Origin of the sequence: Bremerella sp. JC817 (genome assembly GCF_040718835.1) — a bacterium.
Classification (GTDB): domain Bacteria; phylum Planctomycetota; class Planctomycetia; order Pirellulales; family Pirellulaceae; genus Bremerella.
The window spans coordinates 1,102,148-1,117,265 of sequence record NZ_JBFEFG010000280.1; the positions used below are offsets into that span (position 1 = coordinate 1,102,148).

Consider the following 15,118-nt stretch of genomic DNA (forward strand, 5'->3'; position numbering starts at 1 on the left):
GCTTCCAGGCGGTGCCGCTAAATAAGGTGGTGCCAGCACGCTCTGCCGCGTTGTAGACGCCTCCGGCAGGCAGTTAGTAAGCTAAATGCCTGCTTATTGAGATCGTGTCTCTCTTAGGGCAAGCCTTCTGCCAGCCTTCCAGACATGTCATTTTGCCCCCTGAATGTCGAAGGTTTGAACTATGTCTCGCCGTCGCGGTTTTACCCTGGTCGAGCTCTTGGTGGTGATTGCCATCATTGGCATGTTGATCGCCTTGCTTCTCCCCGCTGTGCAACAAGCCCGAGAAGCCGCTCGCCGGATGCAGTGCTCGAATAATCTGCGTCAGATTGGTCTCGGTTTCCAAAACTTCCATGCGGCCCAAGGTTGTTTTCCGAAGGCCATTTCCGATGGAGCGGTACGGCACTATTGGGGTGCCCAGATTCTTCCTTACATGGAACAGTCAGCTCTGGCGGATCTTTACGACTTCACCAAGAAGAACATCGACGTAGAAAACAAAGAAGCCGTTCAGTATCCGGTTTCGTACATGCTTTGCCCGAGCACGCCGGGCGGTCCGCTGCCGCATCCCAAGTTCAAGGCCGGCACCGATGGCTGGCCATCAATCGCCGCCGACTATGCGGGCTCCAGCGGTCCTTGGTCGAATCAATGGGCGTATGTTTCATATCCAGAGCCAGAAGGAGCTTCGGGCTTCTTTGGTGGTTCGTCGAAGCTGAATGAAAAGGGACGTCGGATGCGCGACATCACCGACGGAACCTCGAACTCGGTAGCCATCGTTGAATGTGCCGGTCGCCCTCAGGTTTGGTACAACGGCAAGATGGTTCCTGGAAGTGGGCAAGCCAGCAGTCCCACCAAGGAATACGTCATTCTTTGCAGCTGGGCCGATACCAACATTACGAAGATGAAGGGCTTTACCTTCGACGAAACGCAGGCCGATCCGATCGATCGCTTCGACGACCCAGGCACGAAGATGATCAACGGTGGCAACTATTACGGTATCTACGCGTTTCATCCCTCCGGAGCGAATGTCGCGATGCTCGATGGCTCGGTTCGATTCGTTTCGGAAACGACAAGTTGCGATGTGGTCTGTGCCATGCTGACCATCAATGGTGCTGAAGTCGTCAGCCAGAACTAGATTTAAGCTCTCCCTCCCAGCGAACGCCCCACCATGTTTCGATTGATTCCCCTTTGTGCGGTTGTCTCGTTCTTTCTTAGCCAGCCTCTGCTTGCCCAGGAAGGAACGGCCACGGCCAAACGAACCGTTCGGCCGGAACAGTCCGAGCTTCAGCGGCAAGCTCGGGCCGAAGGTTTGCGGACCGTTTACTCGCAGCCGGCCGACAAGTGGCCTGCACCGCATGTCGATGAAGGGGTGAAGTGGAAAGAGATCGGGCTGCTGCCCGAGGTCGTGCATCCACCTGAAAATCCGCACAGCGACGCGAAAGAAGCACTCGGCAAAGCGTTGTTCTTTGATCCTCGAATCTCTGGCACCGGGCAGATGGCGTGTGCTTCGTGTCACGACCCGGACCTGGCTTGGTCAGATGGTCGCACGACCAGCTTCGGCCACTCGCGAAAGATGCTGGCTCGAAATGCCCCCACGACCCGTTTCGCTGCCCACCAGCAGAACTTTTTCTGGGATGGCCGCGCCGGAACGCTGGAAGAGCAAGCGGTTGCCGTGCTGCTGAATCCAGACGAAATGCACTCGAGCCGCGATCACGTGGTCGAGACCGTCTCGGCAATCACGCCCTACCAGAAGATGTTTGGCGAAGCGTTTGGTGATGAAGAAGTCACGTTAGAACGCGTTGGTCAGGCGATTGCCTGCTTCGAACGAACCGCCGTCAATGGTCGAACTCGGTTCGATGCGTTTCTGAAAGGCAAGCAGGACGCGATGTCCGACTCGGCGATTCGAGGGATGGACTTGTTTCGCCGGGAAGCACGCTGCATGAATTGCCACCATGGGCCGATCTTCAGCGACGGCGAGTTCCACGAAGTGGGGCTCAGTTATTATGGCCGCAAGTACGAAGACCTCGGCCGGTACAACATCACCGGCCTGGCCGAAGATGTCGGTCGCTTCCGCACGCCGCCACTTCGCGATGTGACTGCGACGCAGCCGCTGATGCACAATGGTCTTTTCCATCTGCCAGGCGTGCTAAACATGTACAACGCCGGTATGCCGACCATCAAGCGGAAAGAGCACCAGCAAGACGACGAACTCTTTCCCGCGAAGTCGCCGCTGCTCAAACCGTTGGGTTTGAACAAGCAAGATCTCGCTGATCTCGCCGCGTTTCTCGGTTCGTTAGAAGAACCCAAGCTGCGAGTCCGTCCGCCGGAACTGCCAGGGCTGCATCCAGCACCTTGAGCCAATTGCGACGCCAGAACTCGAAGCAAACGAGTTCTGGTCGGATGAATCAAATTCGCCGGAGAAGGCTGTTAACGTTGCGGAGCCGCTTCGGGTGGTTTCGCACTGGAACCCTCGGCCCGGGCTGGTTCGCCGTGGACATAGCTGTTACAGCCGCCATTGCCGGTGATTCGTAGATTGAACGGCTGCAGGTCTTCTTCGATGCAGAAGCCGGCCGTTTGGTCGGTCACGCTGGCATCGGGTTCGATCTGCCACCACTTACAGTTTTTGCAAAGTCCCCAGTGATTACTCATGGCTCGTCTCCTGTTTTAGACGGAATGAGGCTCGGAATTAGGTAATCATTTAGGTGCACTTTGCGTGCCATTGTTGTTCGAATTAGCACGGCAAGGGGGGGCCTGAATTGCCTCTGGATTGTCAAACGGCCCCTACGAACTTCCCTCCCTTCGAGGTAACCTATTTACCGAGGCGAAGATTAGACATCGAAGTAGAAGGGCGGCATCTGCCATGTATCACGAAGAACACGTACCGGGCCTGAACTTGTTGGTCGAACTTCTCGATCAGGTCGTGCGAGAGCAAGTTGGCGACGCGCTGGCCGAAACGATGGGCCGTATTCGTCGCATGTCGTTAGAGCGTCGGGCCGGTTTGCCAGACGCCGAAGAACGCCTGCTCGCCGAGATCGGACGTATTCCGAAGCAGCAACTCCGTAGCGTGATTCGCTGGCTGAGCCTCTATTTCGACCTGGCCAACCTGGCCGAAGATTACCACCGGGTGCGGATCCTTGACCTGCGTGCCGACGAGGCCGAAGCGGAAGGTTTGCCTCGCAGCGAATCGATTGCCGACGCGGTTCGTCAGTTGGCTGAAAGTGACTGCAGCGCTGCCAAGATGCAAGATTGGCTTGATCGTCTGGCGATCACGCCGGTGTTCACCGCTCATCCGAGCGAAGCGAAGCGTCGTACCACGCGGGAACTTCTGCGTCGGCTACGCGACCATTTGCCATTCCTGGAAGTCGAACCGACCGACGAAGACTTCGATGCCGCATTGAGCGACCTGACGCTGCTATGGCAGACCGACTCTCTCCGTCCGCAGCGTCCCGGCGTGATGGGCGAAGTGGAACGAGGGCTCTTCTTCGCCGAAGCCCTGTGGGACGTCGCTCCGCAGATCTATCGCGAGATGCGAAAGGCATTGGCGCGGTACTTCCCGCACCATCAATTTGAAATCAAACCGTTCCTGACGTTCGGCAGTTGGATCGGTGGCGATCGCGACGGTCATCCGTTCGTCACGGCCAAGGTTACCGAAACGACTTTGGGACTGCTGCGGAAGACCGCCCTGGAACGTCACCTCGCCTATTGCCGCGAACTCAAGAAGACGCTCGTTACGTCCGATCGCCAGGTGGAAGTCACCGGCGAAATTCGCGAGCGCCTGACCAAGGCGACCGAAAGCTGGGAAGAACTGCGAAACCGCCTGGAAGAGATCTCGCCAAGCGAAGTCTATCGCCGCTTCCTGAAGATGATCGAGTTCCGTCTCGAAGCTTCGCTGGGGCAGGTCTTTGTCGAAGGGGACGAGCATGTCGCCTATCACCAGCCGGACGAGCTGACCGAAGAGGTCGAACTGCTGCGGGACAGCATGCTCGAATATGGTGGCCGCCGTGTGGTCGAGCGTTACCTCGACCCGTGGAAAGATCGCCTGCTGACGTTTGGCTTCCACTTCTTCTCGCTTGACATTCGCCAGGATTCGGAAATCCATCGCAATGCCCTCCGCGAAATCTTGTTCGCCGACCTGCCGGCCGAGCAGGAGATCGAAGAATCGGAATGGCTGAAGAAGCTGGCCGACCTGAAACAGGTCCCGGCGATCGATACCGCGAAGCTCAGCGAGATGACGCAGGAAGTGCTGGCCACGTTTGGTGTCTTGGCCGATACGATGGCTCGCGGCGGGCTGCGTCCGTTTGGTGGCTACGTGATCAGTATGACTCACCAGCCAACCGACGTGATCGCTGTGCTGTGGCTGTGGAACTATGTCTGGAATCAAAAGTACCCGGGCAAGCCGCGACCTTACCTGCCGATCTCGCCACTGTTTGAAACGATCGACGACTTGGAGCGTGCTCCGATCATCTTCGAGGCGATGCTGAAGCAGCCGGTTTATCGCGATTACTTGTCGCAGCAGCCACGGCTGGAACAGATGATCATGGTCGGCTATTCCGACAGCACGAAGGATGGTGGTTACCTCACCGCTTCCTGGAAGCTGCACCAGGCTCAAGAACGTCTGGCGGAAGTGGCCGCCAAGCACCATATCGAAATGACGATCTTCCACGGTCGTGGTGGTAGTCTTGGTCGTGGCGGCGGTCCGGCTGCTCGTGGTATTCAGTCGTTGCCACCGCAAGCCGTGGATGGCAAGCTGCGACTGACCGAACAAGGTGAAGTGCTGGCCGAACGGTACGACAACGCCGTGATCGCGCACCGTCACCTGGAACAGCTGACCAACGCCACGCTGCTGGTCAGTGCGTCGACCCCTTCCGACGAAATGGATAACTGGAAGGAAATGACCGAGTCGATGTCGCACGCGGCACTTACCAAGTATCGCGAGCTCGTTTCGCACGACGACTTCCTGAAGTACTTCGATCAGGCCACGCCGATCAGCGAGATCGAAAGCCTGCCGATCGGTTCGCGGCCGGCACGTCGACGGCAACGAAGGTCGCTCAAAGACCTGCGTGCTATTCCGTGGACTTTCGCTTGGACCCAGTCGCGGCAGCTGCTGCCGGCCTGGTATGGCATGGGAACCGGTATCCGTTCATTCGTCGATGCCCATGAAGGGAACTGGGAACCGCTGCAAGAGATGTATCAAGAGTGGCCCGTTTTCCAGGCCATCATCGACAACGCCGAATTGGCGCTGGCCAAGGCTGACATGGACATCGCCCGCGACTACGCCGAACTGGCTGGCGTCGCGACCGACAGCATCTGGGCGCTGATCGATCAAGAGTATCGCTTGACCTGCGGTGCGATCTGTTTGATTCGCCAGCAGCACGAACTGCTCGAGAAGATCGGTTGGTTGAATCGCAGCATTCGCAGCCGTAACCCTTATGTCGATCCTCTCAACCTGATTCAGATTCAACTGATGAAGCAGTCGCGCGAAAACGGTTCGTCCGAAGCGGAAGACGATCAGGATGGTTTGTCGCAGATGGTTCGTCTGACGATTCAAGGGATTGCCGCCGGTCTTCGCTCGACCGGCTAACGGCTGGCGGGGGGAAACGCTAGGAATCTCATTTCGATGGGTTAAACTTACGTTCCTAGCCTCTGACCTTTTCCCACCATCCACCGTTCGATCATGTTTCGCATTCGCCACCTATATCTGTGGGGATGGTTCGCCCTCGCCATTGGTTGTGGTCCCACTGCCGATCTCTCGATTCCGCGGTTGCCGCCCAGGCCTGTGGTATGGCTGAACAATTGGCAGCCGGCCAAGGTCTCTGCCACACGCAGCGAAGCTGATCAGTACCTGCAGAAGGGAGACGCCCTGAAGGGGATGGGAATGTACGACGCGGCCAAGGAGCAATATCTGGCCGCCTCGAATGCTGATCCAGAATTCGCCTTTCCGATGTATCAACTGGCCTGTAACTACGAACTGGCCGGCCAGCATGACGATGCCGTCCTGGCATTCCGCGAAGCGATGGAACGCGGCTTCGACGACTTCCCCACAGCGGTCACCGACGAAGAGCTCGGCCGCATTCGTCGACGAAGCGACTTCCAAAACGACTTGCAAATCATTCGAACGCGCTATCTTGTCGCGGCTCGAAAGCATGTCGGCCAACCGATCGCGGTCCGACCAGAAACCGACAAGCCTCCAGCAGGCTGGCCAGTCATCTTGATGCTGCATGGCTACGGCGATACCCATCTGAATTATCTGGACGAAGCGGAGCGATGGGCTCGGCAAGGGTTCGTGGCGATCGTGGTGCCAGGCAGCTTTCCGACCCACGGCGATACCTTCCAGTGGTCGCTCGATTCGTTCGAGACCACCCACGGCGACTTGCAGGCAATCGTGCATTCGCAGCTCTTGGATGGTGTGGTCGATCTGTCGAAGATCTATCTGCTGGGATTCTCGCAAGGGGCACTCCACGCGATGCTGGTGACCGAGGCCCATGCCGACAAGTACGCCGGCGTCGTCGCGCTGTCGCCCGGCGGAAATATGATCCAGCAACTGGGGCGTCCGTCGCTCGATACGACCAAGGGCGCGGCCCGGATCGTCTTCATTCATGGCGAGCAAGAACCGCACGCCCCGCTGGTCAATATATGGGCGCGCGAATGTGGCAACGCGAAGTGGATGTTCGAGAGCCAGACTCACCCTGGGGGGCACCATTTTCCCGACGATTGGGAGCTACGTGTTCCGGCGATCGCGACCTTTCTATTGAAGTAACCACGCTCGGTTACTTGCTGCTAACAGCGCTGCAACTCGATATGCCTGAGATGTTTGCAGCGATCTCTCCGTTAACAGTTTCGTGCCCGCCTCGCAAGTTGTTCACTGAATTTACAGTGATATTTAATTTTTGGAATTTTTGGTTGTCGTGTGAACATGCCCCTCTTAAGATCGGCAGTGCTCTACCCCTATCGGTGTTTTGTGGTGAAATAAAAATCACTCCTCTATCCCAGGAAATGCCCCATGGTGAGTCTTACCTCTCTTCTCAAGTCGGTATGTGACAATGGCAAATCGAGCCGCTCGGCCAAGTCTCGGCAAGCGGCCCAAAAACGGATGAAGCGGCGGATGAAGTTCGAGTCGGTCGAACAGCGTCAGATGCTCGACGCCGCCGGAATCTTGTACGTCGACCTCGACGCGACCGGCGCTGGCGACGGTTCCGATTGGACCAATGCCTACACCACGCTGGAAGCGGCGTTGTCGCAGGCTTCGTTGACCGAAGGCGCGGATGAAATTCGCGTGGCGGAAGGTGTCTACACGCCGACCAACGGAACCAGCACGGGCCGGCTTTCGACCTATATCGTCGTCGATGGCGTGACGATCAAAGGTGGTTACTCCGCCAACTTGAATAACCCTGAGCAGCGCAACACCAACGTGTTCGTCACGACATTGAGTGGCGATCTGGGCGTGCTGGACGATAACAGCGACAACGCCCATAACGTGCTGACGATTGTTGACGCGGGCGTCGTACTGGATGGTTTAGAAATCGTCGACGGCAACGCGATCGGATCGAACCTGCATAGCAGTGGCGGCGGGATCTACGTCTCAGGTGCCACGCTAACGATCAACGATGTCGACTTCTTGGACAACACCGGTTCGTCGGGTGGCGGCCTGACCGCAAACAACGGAACCGTGTTGACCATCACCAACAGTAACTTCGAGCGCAATCACTCGAACTACGGTGGTGGTATGAACGCCAACAACAGCACGATCGTGCTCGACTCGGTGAACTTCATCGACAACACCTCCGGCGCGTTTGGTGGTGGCCTGATGACCAATCAGACCGACGTCGTCGTGACCAACAGCAACTTCGACGGGAACTCGGCTGCCAACGGTACCGGCGGTGGTGCGTTCCTGTACCGCGGTCAGATGACGATCGACAATGTCGACTTCGAAGACAACTTCGCTCGCTATGGCGGTGGGATCGCGGTGGAGTCGAACACCGGCACGATCATCGACAGCTACTTCGACGGCAACACCGCCACGGCCGAAGGGGGAGCGATCCGTGGTTTGCGAAGCACGACCAACGTCGAGCAGTCGCGGATCTACAGCAACAGCTCCAGCAGCGTCGGTGGTGGTGTCTCGGGACGCGACTCGGTATTCAACATCGATTCGACGCGTTTGATCAACAACACGGCTGTGAACTCTGGCGGCGCGGTGATGATGATCGGCGGGGCTTCGTTCACGATGAACGATTCTCTGGTGCAAGGAAGCGATGCGAATGAAGGTGGTGCGATGACGCTCAACAGCGGCAGCTACCTGGTTGAAAACAGCCGCTTCATCGACAACACCTCACAGTTCCGTGGTGGTGCTATCCTGGTGAACACCGGCGCCGGGCAGATCAATGGCTCGAGGTTTACCGACAACGTCACCGGCGGTTCGGGCGGTGCCTTGGAAATCCGAGGAAGCGGCGGTCTGATCGTTTCGGACTCGCAGTTCCTCCGTAACCAGTCGAACTCGAGCGGCGGTGCCATCAATATGGTTTCGGGCGAACTGCAACTGTTCGACAGTGTGCTGCGGGACAACACCGCTCTCATCCAAGGTGGGGCGGTCGCCATGATGGAACCTCAACCGATCACGATTGCTGGTTCGGTACTGGAAGGGAACACAACCCAGGAAATCGCCGGGGCTGTCTTTATCAATGGTGGCAACTTCACCATCGACGACAGCAGGTTCCAAGACAACAGCACGCCGAACCAGGGCGGGGCGGTCTATGCCATCGGGGGAACTGGTGTCGTAACCGATTCGATCTTTGGTGGAAACTCGGGTCGCTCTGGCGGCGGTATCTTCTTCAGCGGCAACGGCATCACCATCGATGGAACGCGGTTCCAGGAGAACTCCGCGTCGCAAGAAGGGGGCGGTCTGTTTGCTACTGGTCAGGTCCAGCTGACTTATTCGCGGTTCATCGATAACTTCGGCGCCAGCCGAGGCGGCGGTGCCGTGCTGCAAAACGGGAACGCTTACATCAGCGACTCGGTTTTCCAGGGGGGCGTGTCGAACAACAACGCTGGTGGCCTTTTCCTGGGCGGAAACCTCACGACGAATGTCTACGACACCCGCTTCATCGAGAACGATGGTAACCGTGGTGGTGCGGTCTTCGTGGCGGGTTCAACTGCCAACTTCTACGATTCGATCTTCTCGCGGAATACGGCCAACTTCACCGCCGGTTTGCACAACAACTTTGGCAACGTGACGGTGACCGATACACGCTTCATCGATAACATCGCCGATGTCAGCACCGGTGCGTTGATCAACTTCCGTGGAACGACCGTTGTGCGGAACTCGACCTTCACCGGCAACCAGGCCCTGGGGATGAATCCGCAGAACTATTCGTTTACCGTGGGCGTGGGTGGTGCGATTGAAAACGCCGGCCCGGTCGGCACGTTGGAAGTGTACGACTCGGTCCTGCGGAACAACTACGCCGCGACGTACGGCGGTGGTATCCAGATCGGTTCTGGCAGCACGACCATCCTGGAAGGGAATCGCTATGTCGACAACTTCGCCGGTATCCAAGGTGGTGCGGTCAACAGTCGTGGGTATGTTCGCATGACCGACGAGTACTTTGCCCGCAACGAAGCTGGAGAGAAGGGGGGCGCAATCTTCAACGGTGGCGACCTCGCGATTGTCGACAGCTTCTTCAAGAACAACGAAGCAACCGGCACGATGCAGGTAGAAGGTCTCGGCGACGAGATCTACAACACGATCGACTCGTTGTTCGCGATCGATGAAGACACCGTCATCGACGAAGATGGCATCTACCAAGAGGTTTAGTGCCTCGGCAGTTGCTTTCGACAGTTCACTCGAAGGCCAGGTCTCGCACTGCGGGGCTTGGCCTTTTTCTGTAGCGGGGGAGGATCGAATCGCGAGAAAATGCGTGACGTAATGCAAATATCCCGCGACATTGACCTGCGGAAACCATTAAAACATACTGACTAGACCCCCTTCGACTCCAACCTTTCGCTTTGCTTTCCCTGGGAGTGTCCATGATGGCTCACCTTAACCTGGCTCGGATCGTGTTGGCTACGGCCGCGATCTGTCTTTCCGCCCTGGCAACGACGACGCATGCTGCCGAGCGTCCTCCGAACATCGTGTTCATCCTGGCGGACGATCTTGGATACTCCGAACTGGGAAGTTACGGTCAGACCAAAATCAAAACACCTGCGCTCGATCGCCTGGCGAAAGAAGGGATGCGTTTCACCGATTTCTACAGCGGCAATGCCGTCTGCGCTCCGTCGCGCTGCGTGCTGCTGACCGGCAAGCATGGTGGCCACGCCTACATTCGCGACAACGGCGACCCAGGCCAAATGCTTCCCGAAACGAAAGCTTTGGGGGCCGAGTTCCCGGGTCAAAATCCTATCCCGGACGAAGAGCTGACCATCGCCGAGATGCTCAAGCAGAAAGGGTACGCCACCGCTGCGATTGGCAAGTGGGGCCTGGGGCACTTCGGGACGACAGGCGATCCGAACAAGCAAGGCTTCGATTTGTTCTATGGCTTCAACTGTCAGCGTCACGCCCACAATCACTATCCGGAGTACCTCTGGCGCAACCGGGACAAGCAAGTTCAGCCTGGCAACGATCGTACGTTGACAGGGGAAACGTTCTCGCAGGATCAGTTCCGCGACGTGGCGATCGAGTTCATCGAAGCGAACGCCGACAAGCCATTCTTCTTGTACTTGCCCTTCGCGATTCCCCACCTTTCGATCCAGGTGCCGGACGAAGACTTGGCGCAATACGCCGACATGCCAGAGAACGACTACGTTCACAAAGGCTATTTGCAGCATCCCAAGCCGCACGCAGGTTACGCCGCGATGATCACGCACATGGACCGCGACATCGGCATGATCCTCGATTCGATCAAGGCGAAAGGGTTGGACGACAACACGGTGGTGATGTTCAGTTCGGACAATGGCCCGACCTACGACCGCCTGGGTGGCAGCGATTCCGAATTCTTCGAGTCGTCCGCTAACTTCAAAGGGTTGAAGGGAAGCTTGTACGAAGGAGGCATCCGCGTGCCGCTGATCGTGCGTTGGCCTGGCAAGATCAAGCCTGCCACGGTGACGCATCACATCGCCGCGTTCTACGACCTGATGCCGACGGTCGCTCAGATTGCAGACGTGAAAGCTCCGGCCGATATCGACGGCACCAGCTTCTTGCCGACGCTGCTCGGAGAAAAGCAGCCTGAGGCGGATTACATGTACTGGGAGTTCCGGGCTTACGGTGGACAACAGGCCGTACGAATGGGAGATTGGAAAGGGATTCGCCAGAACATGATGAGACCGAAGCGTCCGGGTGCCGGCAAGTTGGAACTGTACAACTTGAAGGACGATCCGAGCGAATCGAATGATGTCGCCGCGTCGCATCCAGAAGTCGTCGCGAAGATGGAAGCGGCGATGAAAGAGGCTCACACGCCTTCGGAACTTTTTCCGATTCCGATGCTCGATAAGGCCAAGTAAGTCCCATGCCGATGTTGCCCCACGAACTAATCTCGATGCCTATGACGGCCTTCGTGCAAGGCATCGGGATTTTCGAGTTGATGATCTTGCTGGCGGTCATCGGCTTCTTCGTGGGGATGGCCATTCTGGCCGTGGTCGTGATTGTTTTGGCGGTGATGGCGGCGTTGAAATCGAAGTGATTGAAACCCCAGTGGCCACGATGCATGAGTCGAAGTCGATCGGTCTTGAGGATAGCCGCAGGATCGAGGGGCGTAAGCCCGCTGCAGTAAGCCGATTCAGGGCGACTTGAGCGAAAATTGCCTGCTAGCGGCGATTTTCCAGGAATTTGCCCTAGGAGCTTCGCGGCCATTTGGTTAGCCTTTGAAAACTTTACAAGTCGGCGATAAGAACCCCTGAGGCTGAACGGATTGACGCCGGGGATCGTATCGAAATCGGCTGTTTGTGCTCCGATGATCCCAACAACCATAGGGAGGCACGACAGCAAAGTCTCAAATTGTTGTCACGAGGCCATTGCATGAAGCGACGGCGTTGTCGGCAACCCAATCGCCTGGAGCCTGCTGATGAGCATGGATGCTCGCGTGATCCGTCACGCTATTGTGACGATGTTCGTGTGGACCGTTCTGTTGACGGTCGCTTCCGCGGCAAGCGTTCGCGGGACTAACTTTCTCGTTACCGCTCAAGATCCTCAACTAGCCCGACAGGTGCTGGAATCGGCCGAGATCTATCGCCGAGACCTGGCCATCGAGTGGTTGGGACGTGAGTTACCTCCCTGGTCGCAGCCTTGTCCCATCACCGTGAAGGTGGGTGGCGGTGCCGGCGGACAGACCAGCTTCGCTTTCCATCAGAACGTTCCATTCAACTGGACGATGGAAATCTTCGGCCCACGCGATCGCATTCTCGATAGCGTGTTGCCTCACGAAATCCTGCATACGATCTTCGCCACGCACTTTGGTTGCCCGCTGCCACGCTGGGCCGACGAAGGGGCCTGCACGACGGTCGAGCACATGTCGGAAAAAGACAAGAACACGCAGTTGCTCTACCGGTTTCTGAAGACCGACCGCGGCATCGCCTTCAACCAGATGTTCGCCATGAGAGAGTATCCGGCCGACATCCTTCCGCTGTATGCCCAGGGCTATTCACTGGCTCGTTTCCTGATCGCTCAGGGTGGCAAGCAAAAGTTCGTCCAATACGTTGGCGAAGGGATGCAGACCAACAACTGGACAAATTCCACCAACAAGTACTACGGTCATCCAAGCCTCAGCAGCCTGCAGATTGCCTGGCTCGATTGGGTTCGCGATGGCTCGAACGAAGGGATGATTGGCGACTACGCTCCGGCTCAGTTGGTCTCGAACACGGGTACCACCGGCGTCGTTCGTGGTCAAAGCCCGGAACCTGCCAGCCGCGAAGTCGCTTCGGCTCAAGGTCAGCAGCCAGCACCACTTCCTTTGACCGGTCCGATCATGCCAGTGGGCTACCAGCAAGATATCGCTCCGCGTGAGCCAGGCGTCAGCGGAGGTTTCTACTCCAACGGTGGTCGTCTTGCTTCTCAGTCGAACGAGCCACGCACTTCGGCCCTGCCGGGTGGCCAACGCGAGATTCGCCAGATCGATGCCATGCCAGTTTCGGCCAGCGGCAAGAGTGCACCGACGTTCTATCTGCCTGGCGGAACGTCGCTGTATCGATAGAACCATTTACCGTCCACACGTGATGAAAACGGCCGCCGAGGGAAACCTGGGCGGCCGTTTTTGCGTTGGTGGTTTGGTGTTCGCGTCGCTTAGCCAGGTGGCCAGCTCATCTTGCGGCCGCCGAGCAGGTGATAATGCAAATGCGGAACTTCCTGGCCGCCACCTTCTTTGCAGTTCACAATCACGCGGTAGCCTTCTTCCAGCCCCAGTTCGCGGGCCAGATTCCGGATGACGATCCACATGTGCCCGATCAAAGCGGCATCGTCGTCGGCCAGGTCGTCGACCGTGGCGATCTCTTTCTTCGGGATGATCAGCACATGGACCGGGGCCTTCGGGACGATGTCTTTGAACGCCATGCAAAGGTCGTCTTCGTAGACAACGTCGGCGGGGATTTCCTGGTCGATGATACGTTTGAAGATGGTCTTTTCCGACATCCTGGTGCCTTTCTCGGGGGATCGAATGGGGAGTTCAGGCTACCAATTCCCAGGTTCGCTTCAAGCTGGCAGGCGAAATTTTCGCACAAGTGGATATCGATGCGAATGGCACCGCAGGGGACGCGCGGCTCAGCAATCCATGGACAACTTTCGACTTACCTTCCATAGAAAAACGTCGATCCACCCCGGCAATCGGATTGCCGCCAACGCTAGCGAGGCAAATAGTGTGAATTCGTGTGAAACCACGTGCCGAAACGGTTACTAGGAGAAGTTGGGAAACGCGGCAAGCTGCGAACTTCCGGCTGGCTCCGATCGGAATTGGAACCGCGCAAGGATGCGCTCGACCAACTCTTCTCTACTTTCGATTTGGACGCATGGGGGAACGCAGGATGCGCTGCCGCGGACTAATGCTGGGAATGCTGCTTTTCGGAGCTGCTCAACCAGTTCTGGCGGAAGACGTTCGTTACGTCGAGCGAGACGGGATTACGTATCGAGAAGTCGTGCAGACTTATACCAAACCAGTCTCGGAAACGACTTATCAAACGCATACCGAAAAGTTCTATCAGGAACGCCTGACGACCGACATTCAGGAATCGCAGCGGGCCTATTACACGCCGGTGACCGAGTATCGCTGGGAAGCGTACACGCCATTCTCGGTCAACCCGTTCGCCCCGCCTCGCGTTGCCTATCGCTGGGTGCCACGCACCCGTTGGGAACAACGTACCGAGACCGTTCGCACGCCGGTGACGCGTCGTGAACTGGTCCCTGCCGAACGCACGGTCTCGCGTCCGGTGACGACGCTGAAGATGGTCGAGCAGCAACAAGTGACCCGTGTCGCGATTGCCCCGCCGGCACCTACGCAGACGAATGTCGCTTCGCGGCAGGCGATCGGTGGTGTCTCGAACCTGCAAGATGGGATGCCACGCGTCGGCCCTTCGGCACCTTCCGCCATGAGCACGCTTCGCCGCTAGATTGCCACGAAGCTAAAAGAAAAGGGGCACTCGCTGGTGCCCCTTCGTGCGTTCTCGCAAGCAACTCGCCGCGAGCATGTAGCTGACAAGCCTTCTGGTGGAAGGCTTAGTTCTCGTCGGCCACCAACTGGTTGGCCGCCGCTTGGAGCTGTGTGAGCTGGCTGGCGATCTCATCTTTGGCCGCCTTGCGTTGATAAAGCTCTTGCAGCTTCTGGGCTTCGTTTTGAACGTGCACGAACGCTTCGGAGCGATCGGAAGCACCTTCCAGCGATTCGATCATCAACGAAAGATTCGCCGGAGCGTTACGAGGCGACTTCTGCGCCGTGGTCACAAACTCTTCGACCTGGCTTCGTACTTGCTGCGCGACTTCCGGATTCGTCGTACCGGCACCTTGCTCGCCGGAAGAGGACAAACAACCAACGCTCGACAGCAACAAGACCATCAAGAGCGAAACGTGGGATAGCTTCATGGGGGACACGACCTTTGGCGTCTGGCGTGATTTCAAGTGGAAAGAAGAAAAACGTCGCGTGCCCGAAGTGGGCTTCGG

The 15,118-nt window shown here is 57.6% G+C and carries 12 protein-coding genes; 9 read left to right on the forward strand and 3 right to left on the reverse strand.

The features are described from left to right. The first annotated feature begins 181 nt into the window (after window positions 1-181). Both AB1L30_RS22915 and AB1L30_RS22920 read left to right on the forward strand, forming a co-directional pair. On the forward strand, window positions 182-1,129 hold the full coding sequence (locus AB1L30_RS22915) for a DUF1559 domain-containing protein (protein WP_367016352.1): 948 nt from the start codon (window positions 182-184) through the stop codon (window positions 1,127-1,129). Window positions 1,130-1,162: 33 nt separating this feature from the next. Then, window positions 1,163-2,350 carry a cytochrome c peroxidase gene (locus tag AB1L30_RS22920; RefSeq protein ID WP_367016354.1) on the forward strand — a complete coding sequence of 396 codons (1,188 nt, stop codon included), beginning with the start codon at window positions 1,163-1,165 and terminating at the stop codon, window positions 2,348-2,350. A gap of 71 nt (window positions 2,351-2,421) precedes the next feature. Here the strand turns inward: AB1L30_RS22920 and AB1L30_RS22925 are convergent, their stop codons facing one another. After that, a complete protein-coding gene (locus AB1L30_RS22925) occupies window positions 2,422-2,643 on the reverse strand; it encodes a hypothetical protein (protein WP_367016356.1) in 222 nt (73 codons plus the stop codon). A gap of 211 nt (window positions 2,644-2,854) precedes the next feature. On the opposite strand from AB1L30_RS22925, the gene AB1L30_RS22930 reads away from it, so the two are divergent. From AB1L30_RS22930 to AB1L30_RS22955, 6 genes are all read left to right on the forward strand, one after another. Then, complete coding sequence (locus AB1L30_RS22930; protein ID WP_367016358.1) at window positions 2,855-5,575, forward strand: phosphoenolpyruvate carboxylase; 2,721 nt, start codon at window positions 2,855-2,857, stop codon at window positions 5,573-5,575. A gap of 93 nt (window positions 5,576-5,668) precedes the next feature. Then, window positions 5,669-6,751: an alpha/beta hydrolase gene (locus AB1L30_RS22935; protein WP_367016360.1), complete on the forward strand. Its 1,083-nt coding sequence runs from the start codon at window positions 5,669-5,671 to the stop codon at window positions 6,749-6,751. A 243-nt stretch (window positions 6,752-6,994) separates the two neighbouring features. Further along, window positions 6,995-9,799, forward strand: coding sequence for a hypothetical protein (locus AB1L30_RS22940; RefSeq protein ID WP_367016362.1), 2,805 nt, complete (start codon window positions 6,995-6,997; stop codon window positions 9,797-9,799). 212 nt (window positions 9,800-10,011) lie between these two features. Further along, window positions 10,012-11,481, forward strand: coding sequence for an arylsulfatase (locus AB1L30_RS22945; protein ID WP_367016364.1), 1,470 nt, complete (start codon window positions 10,012-10,014; stop codon window positions 11,479-11,481). 35 nt (window positions 11,482-11,516) lie between these two features. Then, window positions 11,517-11,660 (forward strand): hypothetical protein, encoded by a 144-nt coding sequence (locus AB1L30_RS22950; RefSeq protein ID WP_367016366.1) that lies wholly within the window; start codon window positions 11,517-11,519, stop codon window positions 11,658-11,660. A 381-nt stretch (window positions 11,661-12,041) separates the two neighbouring features. Beyond that, complete coding sequence (locus AB1L30_RS22955) at window positions 12,042-13,166, forward strand: hypothetical protein (protein WP_367016368.1); 1,125 nt, start codon at window positions 12,042-12,044, stop codon at window positions 13,164-13,166. An 89-nt stretch (window positions 13,167-13,255) separates the two neighbouring features. Here the strand turns inward: AB1L30_RS22955 and AB1L30_RS22960 are convergent, their stop codons facing one another. Then, a complete protein-coding gene (locus tag AB1L30_RS22960) occupies window positions 13,256-13,600 on the reverse strand; it encodes a histidine triad nucleotide-binding protein (RefSeq protein WP_367016370.1) in 345 nt (114 codons plus the stop codon). Window positions 13,601-13,989: 389 nt separating this feature from the next. Here AB1L30_RS22960 and AB1L30_RS22965 point away from each other — a divergent pair, with 389 nt between their 5' ends. After that, the gene (locus AB1L30_RS22965; RefSeq protein ID WP_345088331.1) at window positions 13,990-14,571 is read left to right on the forward strand and encodes a hypothetical protein; all 582 of its coding nucleotides are present in this window, start codon (window positions 13,990-13,992) and stop codon (window positions 14,569-14,571) included. 106 nt (window positions 14,572-14,677) lie between these two features. Here AB1L30_RS22965 and AB1L30_RS22970 read toward each other — a convergent pair whose 3' ends face one another. Further along, the gene (locus tag AB1L30_RS22970; RefSeq protein ID WP_367016372.1) at window positions 14,678-15,040 is read right to left on the reverse strand and encodes a hypothetical protein; all 363 of its coding nucleotides are present in this window, start codon (window positions 15,038-15,040) and stop codon (window positions 14,678-14,680) included. Window positions 15,041-15,118 lie beyond the last annotated feature (78 nt).